This is a genomic window from Pedobacter sp. T50_32, assembly GCF_057652195.1.
Genome location: NZ_JBYFBY010000001.1, coordinates 666,526 through 679,913 on the forward strand (window position 1 = coordinate 666,526; position 13,388 = coordinate 679,913).

Annotated in this window: 13 protein-coding genes; 7 read left to right on the forward strand and 6 right to left on the reverse strand. The window is 37.8% G+C overall.

Annotated elements, in window-relative coordinates:
* Positions 1-103: 103 nt before the first annotated feature.
* Positions 104-1,534: a pyruvate kinase gene (gene pyk, locus AC23ME_RS02915; RefSeq protein WP_487726245.1), complete on the forward strand. Its 1,431-nt coding sequence runs from the start codon at positions 104-106 to the stop codon at positions 1,532-1,534.
* 122 nt (positions 1,535-1,656) lie between these two features.
* Here pyk and AC23ME_RS02920 read toward each other — a convergent pair whose 3' ends face one another.
* Entirely contained in the window at positions 1,657-1,815 is a 159-nt protein-coding gene (locus tag AC23ME_RS02920) for a hypothetical protein (protein WP_487726246.1), read from the reverse strand.
* A gap of 116 nt (positions 1,816-1,931) precedes the next feature.
* Here AC23ME_RS02920 and AC23ME_RS02925 point away from each other — a divergent pair, with 116 nt between their 5' ends.
* Together AC23ME_RS02925 and AC23ME_RS02930 are read left to right on the forward strand one after the other, a co-directional pair.
* A complete protein-coding gene (locus tag AC23ME_RS02925; RefSeq protein ID WP_487726247.1) occupies positions 1,932-2,507 on the forward strand; it encodes a YdeI/OmpD-associated family protein in 576 nt (191 codons plus the stop codon).
* Positions 2,508-2,585: 78 nt separating this feature from the next.
* On the forward strand, positions 2,586-4,892 hold the full coding sequence (locus tag AC23ME_RS02930; protein WP_487726248.1) for a S9 family peptidase: 2,307 nt from the start codon (positions 2,586-2,588) through the stop codon (positions 4,890-4,892).
* Positions 4,893-4,992: 100 nt separating this feature from the next.
* On the opposite strand, the gene AC23ME_RS02935 is transcribed toward AC23ME_RS02930, so the two are convergent.
* From AC23ME_RS02935 to AC23ME_RS02950, 4 genes are all read right to left on the reverse strand, one after another.
* Positions 4,993-5,397, reverse strand: a complete 405-nt coding sequence (locus AC23ME_RS02935; RefSeq protein WP_487726249.1) for a c-type cytochrome — start codon at positions 5,395-5,397, stop codon at positions 4,993-4,995.
* 117 nt (positions 5,398-5,514) lie between these two features.
* Positions 5,515-6,639 (reverse strand): PQQ-dependent sugar dehydrogenase, encoded by a 1,125-nt coding sequence (locus tag AC23ME_RS02940; RefSeq protein ID WP_487726250.1) that lies wholly within the window; start codon positions 6,637-6,639, stop codon positions 5,515-5,517.
* A 231-nt stretch (positions 6,640-6,870) separates the two neighbouring features.
* Positions 6,871-7,044, reverse strand: coding sequence for a hypothetical protein (locus AC23ME_RS02945; RefSeq protein WP_487726251.1), 174 nt, complete (start codon positions 7,042-7,044; stop codon positions 6,871-6,873).
* Positions 7,045-7,183: 139 nt separating this feature from the next.
* Positions 7,184-7,804, reverse strand: a complete 621-nt coding sequence (locus AC23ME_RS02950; RefSeq protein WP_487726252.1) for a porin family protein — start codon at positions 7,802-7,804, stop codon at positions 7,184-7,186.
* A gap of 393 nt (positions 7,805-8,197) precedes the next feature.
* On the opposite strand from AC23ME_RS02950, the gene AC23ME_RS02955 reads away from it, so the two are divergent.
* Positions 8,198-9,907 (forward strand): glycoside hydrolase family 3 protein, encoded by a 1,710-nt coding sequence (locus AC23ME_RS02955; protein WP_487726253.1) that lies wholly within the window; start codon positions 8,198-8,200, stop codon positions 9,905-9,907.
* A 756-nt stretch (positions 9,908-10,663) separates the two neighbouring features.
* Here the strand turns inward: AC23ME_RS02955 and AC23ME_RS02960 are convergent.
* Positions 10,664-11,173, reverse strand: coding sequence for a thioredoxin family protein (locus AC23ME_RS02960; protein WP_487726254.1), 510 nt, complete (start codon positions 11,171-11,173; stop codon positions 10,664-10,666).
* A gap of 104 nt (positions 11,174-11,277) precedes the next feature.
* Between AC23ME_RS02960 and AC23ME_RS02965 the strand changes: the two genes are divergently transcribed.
* From AC23ME_RS02965 to AC23ME_RS02975, 3 genes are all read left to right on the forward strand, one after another.
* Positions 11,278-11,934: a TatD family hydrolase gene (locus tag AC23ME_RS02965; protein WP_487726255.1), complete on the forward strand. Its 657-nt coding sequence runs from the start codon at positions 11,278-11,280 to the stop codon at positions 11,932-11,934.
* 69 nt (positions 11,935-12,003) lie between these two features.
* A complete protein-coding gene (locus tag AC23ME_RS02970) occupies positions 12,004-12,807 on the forward strand; it encodes a tRNA threonylcarbamoyladenosine dehydratase (RefSeq protein ID WP_487726256.1) in 804 nt (267 codons plus the stop codon).
* 89 nt (positions 12,808-12,896) lie between these two features.
* On the forward strand, positions 12,897-13,355 hold the full coding sequence (locus tag AC23ME_RS02975) for a 6-pyruvoyl trahydropterin synthase family protein (RefSeq protein WP_487726257.1): 459 nt from the start codon (positions 12,897-12,899) through the stop codon (positions 13,353-13,355).
* Positions 13,356-13,388 lie beyond the last annotated feature (33 nt).

Consider the following 13,388-nt stretch of genomic DNA (forward strand, 5'->3'; position numbering starts at 1 on the left):
ATACACTATATTTGAATATCAAATCAAACGGAATAGTATAATCAGCGCTTAAGCAAATTCGCGTTCAGTGGTTTTGTTTAGGCTTAATAACAAGATAATTTTAATGAAACCTTTTCATTCAAGAACTAAAATCGTAGCCACTTTGGGTCCAGCATCGGCAAAGCCAGATGTATTGTATAGCATGTTTAACGCAGGTTTAGATGTTTGCCGTTTAAACTTTTCACACGGTTCTCAAGCAGATCACCAAGCAGTTATTGATACCATTAGAGATATCAATAAAAAGCATAAATACAATGTTGGCATCTTAGCCGATTTACAAGGTCCTAAAATTAGGATCGGTATGGTTAAAGATGGTGGAATTAACCTAGTTAATGGCAGCAAAACGACTATTACTACACAAGAGTGCATTGGTAGTGAAGACCGTATTTACATTACTTATGAGAATTTCCCGAAAGATGTAAAAGCAGGTGAAATTATCCTTTTGGATGATGGTAAATTGCAAATGCGTGTGCTTGAGACCAACTATAAAGACGAAGTAATTTGCGAGGTGGTGCACGGTGGCATCTTAACTTCAAGAAAAGGTGTTAACTTACCAAATACGAAAGTTTCTATTCCTTCTTTAACACCAGAAGATAGAAAAAACCTAGATTTTGTATTAGAAAGCGATGTGGAGTGGATTGGTCTTTCATTTGTTCGTAACGCAGCTGATATTGTTGAGCTTAAGGACGTAATTAGAGAAAGAGGAAAAACAGCAAGAGTTGTTGCTAAAATCGAAAAACCAGAAGCAATTGCTAATATCGACGAAATTATTGCGGTAACAGATGCGGTAATGGTTGCTCGTGGAGATCTAGGGGTAGAAATGCCAATGGAGGAAGTTCCTTTGTTGCAAAAAATGATTGTAAACAAGTGTAGAGCAGCTTCTAAACCAGTTATTATCGCTACTCAGATGTTAGAGAGCATGATTACTACGCCTCGTCCGACTCGTGCTGAGGTAAATGACGTAGCAAACTCGGTACTTGATGGTGCTGATGCAGTGATGTTGAGCGGTGAAACTTCAGTTGGAGAATTTCCTTTGATCGTTATTGAAACGATGCAGAAAATCGTTAACAATATTGAAGAAAATAATTATCCTTTCCACTCAGATAAGTTCTTAAAACCAAAATCTGATAGCTTTTTAGGTGATGCAGTATGCGATTCGGCTTGTTTCTTAGCTAAACAAACAGATGCTGTAGGTATTGTAACGATGACTTCAAGCGGATATACTGCTTTCGAAGTAGCTAGTCACCGCCCAGAGGCACCGATTTTTACTTTTACTAGTAATGAGAGCCTGTTAAATACCTTGAGTTTAGTTTGGGGTGTTAGAGGTTTCTTCTACGATAAATTTGAAAGTACAGATAGAACAATAGAAGAGGTTAACGATGTTCTGAAGAAGAAAAAATTAGTTAAAAAAGGAGATGTTGTAATTAACACTGCAGCAGTTCCTTTAGAAAAAAGAAGCAGGACTAATACAGTAAAGGTTACCGTAATAGAATAAAAGTTTCTTACTTATAGACTTGAGCCCTGTATTTATTTAATGCAGGGCTTTTTTATGAGTAATTTATGCAATAATAGGTCGAAATAAATTACGGTATTTAAATTTGGGAGTAATGTTTACGGTTAAATCAAAATAGTAGAGGCGGCAAAGGTGAAGAAAAGACCAAATATGCCCCAAAATACGAGCCTTAATTCATATAAATCGTCATTATCTGGTTTAAATTTTTTCGCAAAGTAAAAAGTTGCGATAGCTAATACGTATAAAGTGAGAGCCGTTTCCATATCTGCTTGTAAGTGCTTGATTATGTGAGACGAAGATAGTTAATTTGTATCTGCATCGGTCGAATTACTTCCCAACATTTTGCAAGTTTTGAATAAATAAGTTAATATCATTTGTTATGAAAGACAGCATAAAAACATTTTATCCTAAGACAAAGCAAGAATGGCGTCAATGGTTGTTGGAAAATCATCAATCGGAGGATTCGATTTGGCTTTTATCGTACAAGAAAAAATCAGGGAAACCTGGAATAGACTGGAGCGATGCTGTTGATGAAGCGCTTTGTTTCGGCTGGATTGATGGAATGCGGAAATCTGTGGATGAGGAAAGTTTCGTTCAGTTTGTTTGTAAGAGGAAGCCTAAAAGCGGGTGGTCTAAAATCAATAAAGAAAAAATTGAGCGTTTAATTGCCGATGGTTTAATGACCGAAGCTGGCTTTAAAAGTATTGAAATTGCCAAGCAAAATGGTTCGTGGAGTCTATTAGACGAAATAGAAGAATTGACCGTGCCGCAAGAATTAGCAAAAGCCTTTGAGGCAAATCCTGGTGCTGAAGCGTTTTTCAACTCCTTGAGCAAATCTGTGAAGAAGATGATGCTGCACTGGGTAGTCTCTGCCAAGCGACCAGAAACCAAATTAAACCGGGCTAATGAAATTGCCGAAAACACAGCGCAGGGTAAAAAGCCGAAGCAATTTTAAATCAAATCCTGTATTATTGTTAATACGATGTTTGCGATTGAGCAAAGTCCATTATTTTAGTTGTTTATTTCAATTTAAATGAAAAAATCAATACTAACCATTAGTGCTATTTTAACCGTTTTTACTTTGAAAGCACAAAACAAAGCTTTAACCGAAGCAGATTACGCTAGAGCAGAACAGTTTCTTGGCTATAACATCGAATCTTTTGTTGATGAAGGTGCAAGCAGACCAATTTGGGCAGGCAACAAGTTTTGGTATTTAAGTAAAGCTGATAAAGGAAACCAGTTTTTATTGGTAGATCCTTCAGCTAAAACTAAATCTCCACTTTTTGATCATCAGCAGTTAGCTGCCGAACTTGGTAAGGCAATCGGAAAAACATTTGATGCAGCAAAATTACCATTTCAAAATTTGGCTTACGATGCAAAAACCGAAACCATCAGGTTTGCAACCGGTGAACAAGCTTGGAGTTATCATATTAAAACGAATGCCCTTACCGAGAGTAAGGAAAATAGACGTGAGCAAATGCGTGGAAGAATGGGTGGCATTCCCGAATCAATATCGCCCGATGGCAAAAAAGCGGTTTTCATCAAAGACTGGAATCTCTGGGTAAAGGATATTGCATCTAAAAAAGAAACGCAATTAACTTTCGACGGTGTTAAAGATTACGGCTACGCCACCGATAACGCAGGCTGGACAACCAGTGCAAGAGCTGTGGTAAAATGGTCGCCAGATTCTAAAAAAGTAGCCACTTACCAGCAAGACGAACGCCATCTAAAAGATATGTACTTGGTGACAACAAACGTAGGTTCTCCAACTTTAAAAGCTTGGAAATATCCTTTGCCGGGCGATAAGGAAATTGCCAAATTACGTAGGGTAGTGATCGATGTAGAAAATGCTAAGGTTGTTAATTTGCAAATTTCCTTAGATGAACATAGAAGCTCGTTAAGCGATGATATTAAAGATGGTGGCGAATTGGCTGATGTAGATTGGAATGCTGACGGAAGTGAGTTCGCATTTTTATCGACCTCGAGAGATCATAAAATTTCTAAGCTGCAAATTGCGAATGCTACTACCGGCGCAGTTAGAGATGTTTTTATAGAAACGGTGAAAACCCATTTTGAATCGGGTGTGAGATCTATCAATTGGCGTTACCTTCCTAAAACGAATGAAATTTTATGGTATTCTGAGCGTGATAATTGGGGACATTTATATTTGTATGATGCCAAAACAGGTAAGGTAAAAAATCAAATTACTAAAGGAGATTGGCTAGTTGGTAGATTGTTAGAGGTTGATGAGAAAAATAGACAGCTCTATTTTACGGGATATGGTCGTGAGCAAGGAAATCCTTACTTTTCTTATTTGTATAAGATTGGTTTTGACGGAAAAGGCTTAACGCTATTGACACCAGATTTAGGAAATCATCAAACATCGTTTTCTCCAGATTTCAAATTTATTATAGATACTTATTCGCAACCAAATGTGCCAGGCATTACTGTTTTAAGAGATATTAAAGGCAAGAAAATTGAAGAGTTGGGTAGAACGGACGTTTCTAGATTGCAAGCAAAAGGTTGGAAAGCTCCAGATGTAGTTAAATTGATTGCAGCAGATGGTAAGACAGATATTTATGGTTTGGTTTTCACGCCAACAAAAACGGAAGCGGGCAAAAAATATCCAGTGGTTAATTACATTTATCCTGGTCCGCAGGGCGGAAGTGTGGGCAGCTGGTCTTTTGCAGCAACAAGAGGAGATCATCAGGCTTTAGCCGAGCTTGGCTTTATTGTGGTGCTAATAGAGGGAACGAGCAATCCTATGCGTTCTAAGAGTTACCACGATATGAATTACGGTAACATGGGCGAAAATACTTTGCCAGATCAAATTGCGGGCATTAAGCAGTTGGCAGAAAAATATCCGATAGATATTGATAAAGTTGGAATGTGGGGACACTCGGGTGGTGGTTTTGCAACTGCAGCGGCTTTGTTCCGTTATCCCGATTTCTTTAAAGTTGGTGTTTCTCAAGCTGGCAACCACGATAATAGAAACTACGAAGACGATTGGGGCGAGCGTTACAATGGTTTGCTAGAAAATTCTGATTACGAAGCGCAGGCTAACCAAACTCATGCTAAAAACCTAAAAGGAAAACTGATGTTGGCCCACGGAATGATGGATAACAACGTGCCTCCTTATAATGTGTATTTGGTAATTGACGCTTTAAACAAAGCCAATAAAGATTACGATTTGGTGCTTTTTCCGCATAGTGGTCACGGATTTGGAGCGTATAACCCGTATATGATGCGTCGTCGTTGGGATTATTTTGTAAAGCACTTGCAAGGCGCAGAAACTCCGAAAGAATACAGTTTAAGAGGAGCTAATCAGGAACAGAAATAGATATGTTAGACTTACGAAGTTTTAAAACGGCGCAGCCCTCAACTTTACCTTGAAAATAATATAAGATAAAAGTTAAACTTCGTAAGTCTTCAAAATTTATTTATTTCTCCTTTACCGCCACTACCATTTTTTCGGTAACTAACTGTGTGTTTTTGTTGCCAAACGAATTTCTGATGTAGTTCATTACGTCGGCAATTTCATCATCAGCAAAACCAGAGGGTGGCATGGCATTGTTATAATCAACGCCGTTCACTTTTATTGGGCCTTTCATGCCGAACTTAACAGCATGGATAGACTTTTCAGGATATTTCGTTAAAAAATCAGCTTTTGCTAAAGGAGGAAATGTTCCTTTTACACCCTCGCCATTGGCCAAGTGGCAGGTAATGCAGCTTTCTTTATAAAGTTCTTTGCCTCTAGCTATGCTTTTGTTCAGCTCGTCTTGGTTGTTTGACAAGAAAGCTAGAGCATAGATAGCTCCACAGCTAATAATTGATATGATTTTCATTTGATGAATGTTGCCGTCATCCTGAATTTGTTTCAGGATCTGTTAGCTAATACTGAAATAATTTACATTGTATCTTTCCGCTTCGCTAAAGGTCAGCATGGCGATGCGATTACTTTCTTAAGATTTCGGACTAATTTTAACGATAGAACCGTTGCTTTCCACTACCACATAAATATTGCCATCTGGGCCTTGTTTAACATCTCGCACTCTTCCTATTTTATCAAAGATGATTTCCTTTTTAACTACTTTGTTTCCTTTAATAACTAAGTGCTCTAGGTTTTGGAATTTCAATGAACCAACCAACAAATCTCCGTTCCAATCCTTAAACTTCGGACTGTTTACAAATGTCATTCCACAGGGAGCAATAGAAGGTTTCCAATAAATAACGGGCTGTTCTAAGCCTGCAGCTTCAGTTTTATCAGAGATGATAGAGTTATCGTAGTCAATTCCGTAAGTAATTAAAGGCCAGCCATAGTTTTTGCCTTTTTCAACAATATTTAGCTCATCGCCACCTTGCGGTCCGTGCTCGTGCGCCCAAATTGTTCCTGTAGTTGGGTGCATTACCAAACCTTGCGGATTTCTATGTCCATAGCTCCAAATTTCTGGTAAAGCATCTTTAGTTTTCACAAATGGATTGTCGGTTGGGATTTTTCCATCCTCATGCAAACGAACCATTTTGCCTTGTGCTTTGCTCAAATTTTGTGAATTTTCTTTTTGTCCGCGTTCGCCCAACGATAAAAAAACATGCCCTTTATTATCGAATAATATTTTGCCGCCAAAGTGAACGCCGCCTCTTACATTCGGACTAGCCTTGTATAAATGTTCAATGTTGGTTAATTGATGCCCGTCTAATTTAGCTCGCATCAATGCAGTATTGGCGCCATTATCATCACCAGCTTCCCCTTCTTTTTTAGGAGAAGAATAACTGATATAAATCCACCCGTTTTCTTTATAGTTTGGATGAAGTACCACATCTAACAAACCGCCTTGGCCACGGTAGTAAACTTTCGGAATGCCAGTCACTTCCTGTGGGTCTAAAGTTCCTCCTTTTACAATTCGGAGCTTCCCACTTCTTTCAGTTACCAAAACTCTTCCATCAGGCAAGAAAGCCATCGCCCATGGCATATTTAAACCAGTTACAATAGTTTCCGATTTTAGATTTTTTTCGGTCACATCTGTATCGTTAGAAGAAATATTGCAATGGCTCATTAATAAACCAGAAGCAGCTACAACCGCTAACATTAATAACATTTTTAAAGGCAGCTTAGAGAATTGAAGTTTCATATATTGATAATGATATTTTCAGTTGTGATATGGAATAGCCAAGTTGTCTTAATGTTTGTTAGCATTGTGGGAAACATGGCAATTTCATAAACGATAATTTTTCCTAAAGATATTAAATTAGGATATAGATAGTTCGATGTAAAAAGAGCTTTACAAAAAAGGCATGGAAACTATCCATGCCTTTTTATTTTATTGACCGCGTTTGCGCTCATTGTCTTTATTAGACGTTTGGTCTGACCGTTGACCACCAGCGTTGGTGATACCGTTCATCCGCTTTGCTTGTTTCGTGTCGTGATGCGCTCTATCAGCTATTGTGTTATTGTGCATTGAGCCGTTATTTTTTGGAAGATCTGTATTTTTCATGATTTCTAAATTTTAGGTGATTAAAAAATAGGTTTACAGAAATAACCCTAGAACTTCCCATTTGGTTTTGATAAAAATAAAAACGCTCCCGATAATCATTATCGGGAGCGTTTCGATCTATGTTGAAACCGTTAAACGGTTAGAATTTTAAACCCAATCCAACTTGGAAGACTTGATTTTTAAATTCTGGAGTGTTACGTTCTCCATTTTCATTTGTCTTTTGGAAATCTAAGGCATAGCGACCAAAAATTCCAACTTTATCATTTACATCGAACCTTGCGCCAATAACACCAGCAAGAATACTCTTTTTAAAACGATCCGATTCATTTTCAATAATCTCTTGTTCTGCATTAACGATGCCTTCAAATTTATTTTTCGTAGACATTAAGAATGATACCTGTGGACCAGCTACAAGATTTAAACCCTCAGCTAATTTAATACTAGCTAAAATTGGCACGTCTATAAAGTGGGTTGTTTGTGTAAATGAACCTCCTAAAGTTTCTGCTTTATAACCTTTAGTAGAGTACAAAAGCTCTGGTGTGAAAGCCAAGTTTTCCAATAATTTAATATCTAACGTAACACCAGCATTAAAACCTACAAGATAATCAGTGTTAAAATTATTATTGCCGTCGTCTTTAATAATGTTCGAAAAGTTGGCACCACCTTTAACTCCGAATCTAATTAAACTATTTGTTGATTGAGCGTTTGCTGTAAGACCCGTAACGAACAAGCCTAATGCTAGGATAAGTATCTTTTTCATCTTTTTATATTTATTTTTTTAATGAATTAGCTTTCAAGTTTTGATGATAAGCTTCTTCTTTTCTGGATAAGCGCTATCAAATAAATGTGCCAAATCGGAAATTGGCAGGCCCCAAAAACATCTACTTACACCTTTTTTGTGTGTATAAATGGCAGATTTTTAGCGAATTATTTTTTTTGAAGCACAACTAATGAGAGCAAAGATTTAATATTTAAAGTGTATCAAATTTAATACAATGCTGTTTCAAAATGTGGCTGTCGTGTACAATTTACACAGCTTCTTAAAAATCTAACAACAAATAATTGGCAAGAACGAATTGATTCCGCATCTTTAAAGGATTTTCCGCAATAAACTGCAATTGCAGAGAAGAACAACCAAAATTTTCAACACAAAATGAACAAGAAATTTCTTTACGCATTTGGTATCATTTCCGTTTTAGCAATAGGAAAATCGAATGCGCAACAACAACCATCTTATCTAGATTTATTAAAGCAGCAACCAGTTTGGGTAGATTCTGTATTTAATAAACTAAGTACTAAACATAAAATTGCGCAGCTGTTTTTTGTAAGAGCGCATACCAATTTGAGCAAAGCTTATCAAGATTCTGTTGGTAAAGTAATTAAAAGAGAAAAGTTAGGCGGTGTGGTTTTCTTTCAGGGTGGCCCTGTTAGACAAGCCGTTTTAACCAACAAATATCAAAGTAAATCTAAAATTCCATTAATCATTTCTATTGATGGCGAATGGGGTTTGGGAATGCGTTTAGACAGTACTATTTCCTATCCTTATCAAATGGCTTTAGGCGCTGTACAAAACAAAGAATTATTGTACAAAATGGGTTTAGAGGTTGCTAAAGACTTCAAAAGATTAGGTGTTCACATGAATTTGGCACCAGATGTAGATGTAAACAACAACGCCAAAAATCCGGTAATTAACTTCCGTTCTTTCGGTGAAAATAAATACAACGTAGCCGAAAAAAGCGCTGCTTATTTGAAAGGTATGCAAGAAGGTGGTTTGTTAACCAGCATCAAGCACTTCCCTGGTCACGGCGATACCGATGTGGATTCGCACTATGATTTGCCGCAATTGAAATTTACGAAAGAGCGTTTAGATACTTTAGAGCTTTATCCATTTAAAGAACTGATTAAACAAGGCGCTGCGGGTGTAATGATTGCGCATATGAACATTCCGTCTTTAGATGCAACGCCAAATATGCCATCAACTTTGTCTAAACCAATTGTTACCGATTTGTTGAAAAATGAATTGGGCTTTAAAGGTTTAATCATTTCTGATGCCATGGACATGAAAGGCGTAACCAAATTTTACAAAGATGGAGAAGCCGAGGTAATGGGCCTAATTGCCGGAAACGACATTTTGGAGCTGGCACATGATACCAAAGTTGCGGTTAAGAAAGTAAAACAAGCCATTAAAGATGAGCGAATTAGCATGGAGCGTATTGACGAAAGCGTTAAAAAAGTGCTTACGGCAAAATATTGGGCTGGCTTAAATGTTAAACCTCAAATTGATGAGAATAATGTTGTGGAAGACTTGAACAGACCAGAAAGTCAGGCTTTAGTGCAACAACTGGCCGATGCTAGTATGACTTTGCTGAAAAGCCGCGATGGTATTGCTAGCCTAACTCCAAAAAAGAGAACGGTAATTATTAATGTAGGCACCGGACAGGCAACAACGTTCCAAAATGAAATTGTAAGTACTTACAAAAATTCAATTTCTTTCAACGTAGAGAGAAACGCTAATGCAGCCGTGGTTGCCAATGTAATTAAGCAAATTGAAGGCGACGACCAAATCATTTTAGCTATTGTAGATAGCAGAACTCGCCCTGGAAATAACATTCCTTTGAGTAAAGATGCGAAAGATTTGATTACCACTTTAGCTGCTAGAAATGCAATGGTAGCATTTTTTGCCAACCCATACAACTTGGCGAACTTGCCAGGAATTGAAATGGCCAGGTCAATTGTGGTAGCTTACCAAAAAGAAGATTTTATGCAAAAAGCTGCAGCTGCAGTATTTACAAAGAAACTAGTACCAACAGGTAAATTGCCAATTACGGTAAATGGTTTCTTCAAATACGGCGACGGATTGTAGAAATTTGAAATAATTAGAAAAGCGTTCAGTTTTAACTGGACGCTTTTTTTTTGAAGCGCAATTTTCCTGCTACTATGTCCCGAAAGTCCCGCTTTCCGTTTCAATCTTTTTGTTAAAACAACTGCTATTTATACTTGTCATGTTGAGCTCGTCGAAACATCTGGTTATTAATACAAAATCCTTCGACAAGCTCAGGATGACACGAACAAAAAGTATTGCCACTGCAATCGGGGCTATTTAACTTAAGCTTTGTACAAACCATTCCCATTCTTGTAGCAATGTTAATATACCGTCATTGCCAGCTCGACTGGCAATCGTAATGCGCTTAATGGGTTCTCTTCATTTTTAACCACAAAGACACGAAAAACACAAAGTTGAATTAGAAAGCATTATTCCGCTCTTGTTGGCGGGGACGCCAACGAGTTTGCCGAGAGATATTGTTAACCTAACACTGCTTATTAATTTAGTTAAGGTACACGTTGGCGGGGACGCCAACGTGAGAAGGGAAAGGTTTATTTTATAGCCCACTATTTTAATCGTGGATTAGATGTGTTTTAGGGAAATTTTAAGGTTTGCACCTAGATTTTTTGATAGGAGCACAGTTTTATGTTAGCTAAACCCGACCGAAGGGGAAAGCCCACAGTCCCGATTTTTCATCGGGGCGAGGACTTGAACCGAAGGGTGGGACTTTCGGAACCGATTAAAACAGAAACTGCTTTTCAAAAAAAATCCCGCTCTTATGTGAACGGGATTAAATTATTTCGCAAAGCTTGGGTTGACCGCTTTGTAAGTCCAATTCTTTAAAAAATCCGTAATCAGTTTAGCACTGTGTCCTTTTCCTTCTTCTAAATACGCTGAGTTTTGAATGTGAAGCACTTCGCCGTTGCCATCTAAAATCAAAAACACCGGAAAACCGAAACGGCCTGGGTTTTTAAGTTTCTTCAACACTGCTTCGTTTTTATTTTCTGGACTGTAGTTCACTTTTACAGTTTCAAAATTTGTAGATAGGTAGTTTTTTAACTCTGGAGTTTCTTCTACCAAATTGTGAAAACGAATACACCAAACGCACCAATTTCCGCCTACTTGTACAAAAACGTGCTTGTTTTCTTTCTTAGCTTTTGCTGCAGCGGCATTAATATCTGCTTGTGCATTTGCAGCTGGGTTGTAAATTTTAACGCCAACACTCTCGGCTGTCGGTTGGGTTTGTGCAAAGCTTGTAACGCTAATGCTTATAGTTATTAAAAGAAACAGAAATCTCTTCATCATTTTAATTTAAATAAATATTTGCTGCAAAGATACGCCTTTTAAGAATAGTCTACTGTTTTTGTAGGGTAAAATTTTGATGAGCCAATTCCCTATCTTTGTGCTAAATGAGCATGTTTTTAGATATCCATACCCATCGAACTAAACAAGAGCTGGGAGTTGTTGCTATTCAGAGTATTTCTTTATCGGAAAGTACTTTTTTAGCAATGCCGAAGACCAAACCTATTTCAATTGGTATTCACCCTTGGTATGGAAAATTGGAAGAATTGCCCAAAAATATGAAGTATTTGAATGTGTTGGCCCGACAGGAAAATGTAAAACTGATTGGCGAGTGCGGTTTAGATAAGCTGAAAGGGGAAACCATGGAAAGCCAGCTAGAAATGCTCGAAACACAAATTTCTTTAGCGGAAGAATTGCAAAAACCTTTAATTCTGCATTGCGTAAGAGCATTTGATGAATTGATTGCATTGAAAAAACGTTTACAACCTACTGTTCCAATGATTATCCACGGTTTCAATAAAAAACACGAAATGGCGCAGCAGTTGGTTAATCAAGGGTTTTATTTGTCATTTGGTGCTGCTGTTTTGCAATCTACGGAAGTAGCTTTGGCTTTAGAAAAAACAGATGCTCCATTATTTTTAGAAACCGATGAAGCTGAGGTTGATATCAAGGAGATTTATACCAAAGTGGCTGAAATAAAGAAAATATCCGTTGATGAACTGAAAGATGTTATTTTTGCCAACTGGAAGAAAATTGGTTTATAGTTGTTTGGTTGTTGGTTTTTTAGGCCTGCTCAACTTTTTACTTTTCACTTTATACTTTTAACTTTTAAGATGTCTGATTTAGCTTGGTTATCGCGTTCTGCATTATTGGTGGGCAACGAAGGAATTGATTTGTTGCAGCAAAAACACGTATTGGTGATTGGATTGGGTGGTGTAGGTTCTTTTGCCGCAGAATTTATTTGTCGCTCTGGCGTTGGCGAAATGACCATTGTAGATGGTGATGTGGTTGACCCGAGTAACAGAAACAGACAATTGCCGGCTCTGGCTACCAATCATGGTGTTAGCAAAGCTGAAATTATGAAGGAGCGTTTGTTGGCGATTAACCCTGAGCTGAAATTACATGTAGTGCAAGATTTCTTAACGCCGCAAAGATGTCGGGAAATTCTTACCACTAAGTTCGATTATGTGATGGATTGTATCGACAGTATCACCCCAAAAGTAACTTTGCTTTCTACGGCTTTACAGTTCAATTTACCTATTGTAAGCTCTATGGGCGCTGGTGGAAAATTAGACCCAACCAAACTTCGTACAACTTACTTGCCAGATACCTATCAGTGTGTTTTTGCACAATATGTACGCAAGCGCTTAAAAAAGTTGGGTAACGCAAGTTCAATTAAAGCCGTGTTTTCTATAGAAGAAGTAATGAAAGAGTCGCTGATTATGACCGATGGTTCTAATTTCAAGCGCTCTGCCTACGGTACCATTTCTTATTTGCCTGCTGCTTTTGGTGGCGTTTGTGCATCGGTAGTGATTAGAGATTTGCTGGGTTACAAAGTGGATATCGAGAAACGTCCAGAGCGTATTAGCAAAAAATCAATCGCTAAATCGAAAAAGAAGGAACCGAAGAAATCTTAAAACTTTCTTGTTTGAAGTAACTTTTATTTCTGATGTGGCTCATTTTTCATAAGCCATGCTTGCGCTAATTTGGCACTATGCAAAATCAGATGATACGAGTTACAAAAGAGTTTACTTTCGACATGGCGCATGCGCTTTTTAATTACGATGGACCTTGCAAAAACATCCACGGACATACTTATCGTTTACAGGTTACAGTTTCGGGTTACGCCAATCAAGACCCGCAGAACATAAAATGTGGAATGTTGATAGATTTTGGTCAGCTCAAACAAATCGTTATCGAAAAAATCATCGATAAATATGACCACGCTTTGGTACTTAATGAGGCTGTTCCTGCATCTTTGAGGGCAAGTTGTTATGCCATTTCTGAGAAGGTTCATTTCGTTGCTTTTCAACCTACTTGTGAAAATTTATTGCTTGACATGAAGTTCTGTTTACAAACTGCGTTTGAACACGATGGCTTTATCTTACAGACAATTCGCTTATACGAAACTCCAACTTCGTGGGCAGAATGGTGTAAAGAAGACCAGCCTAAAGCGTTTCAATAAGTTTGTTGATTGGAGGAGTTTGGTTAACTTCAC

Excerpts from the sequence above, each read along its gene's own strand:
- pyk (WP_487726245.1), top strand. The coding sequence starts at position 104 with ATGAAACCTTTTCATTCAAGAACTAAAATCGTAGCCACTTTGGGTCCA.
- AC23ME_RS02920 (WP_487726246.1), bottom strand. The coding sequence starts at position 1,815 with ATGGAAACGGCTCTCACTTTATACGTATTAGCTATCGCAACTTTTTAC.
- AC23ME_RS02925 (WP_487726247.1), top strand. The coding sequence starts at position 1,932 with ATGAAAGACAGCATAAAAACATTTTATCCTAAGACAAAGCAAGAATGG.
- AC23ME_RS02930 (WP_487726248.1), top strand. The coding sequence starts at position 2,586 with ATGAAAAAATCAATACTAACCATTAGTGCTATTTTAACCGTTTTTACT.
- AC23ME_RS02935 (WP_487726249.1), bottom strand. The coding sequence starts at position 5,397 with ATGAAAATCATATCAATTATTAGCTGTGGAGCTATCTATGCTCTAGCT.
- AC23ME_RS02940 (WP_487726250.1), bottom strand. The coding sequence starts at position 6,639 with ATGTTAGCGGTTGTAGCTGCTTCTGGTTTATTAATGAGCCATTGCAAT.
- AC23ME_RS02945 (WP_487726251.1), bottom strand. The coding sequence starts at position 7,044 with ATGAAAAATACAGATCTTCCAAAAAATAACGGCTCAATGCACAATAAC.
- AC23ME_RS02950 (WP_487726252.1), bottom strand. The coding sequence starts at position 7,804 with ATGAAAAAGATACTTATCCTAGCATTAGGCTTGTTCGTTACGGGTCTT.
- AC23ME_RS02955 (WP_487726253.1), top strand. The coding sequence starts at position 8,198 with ATGAACAAGAAATTTCTTTACGCATTTGGTATCATTTCCGTTTTAGCA.
- AC23ME_RS02960 (WP_487726254.1), bottom strand. The coding sequence starts at position 11,173 with ATGATGAAGAGATTTCTGTTTCTTTTAATAACTATAAGCATTAGCGTT.
- AC23ME_RS02965 (WP_487726255.1), top strand. The coding sequence starts at position 11,278 with ATGAGCATGTTTTTAGATATCCATACCCATCGAACTAAACAAGAGCTG.
- AC23ME_RS02970 (WP_487726256.1), top strand. The coding sequence starts at position 12,004 with ATGTCTGATTTAGCTTGGTTATCGCGTTCTGCATTATTGGTGGGCAAC.
- AC23ME_RS02975 (WP_487726257.1), top strand. The coding sequence starts at position 12,897 with ATGATACGAGTTACAAAAGAGTTTACTTTCGACATGGCGCATGCGCTT.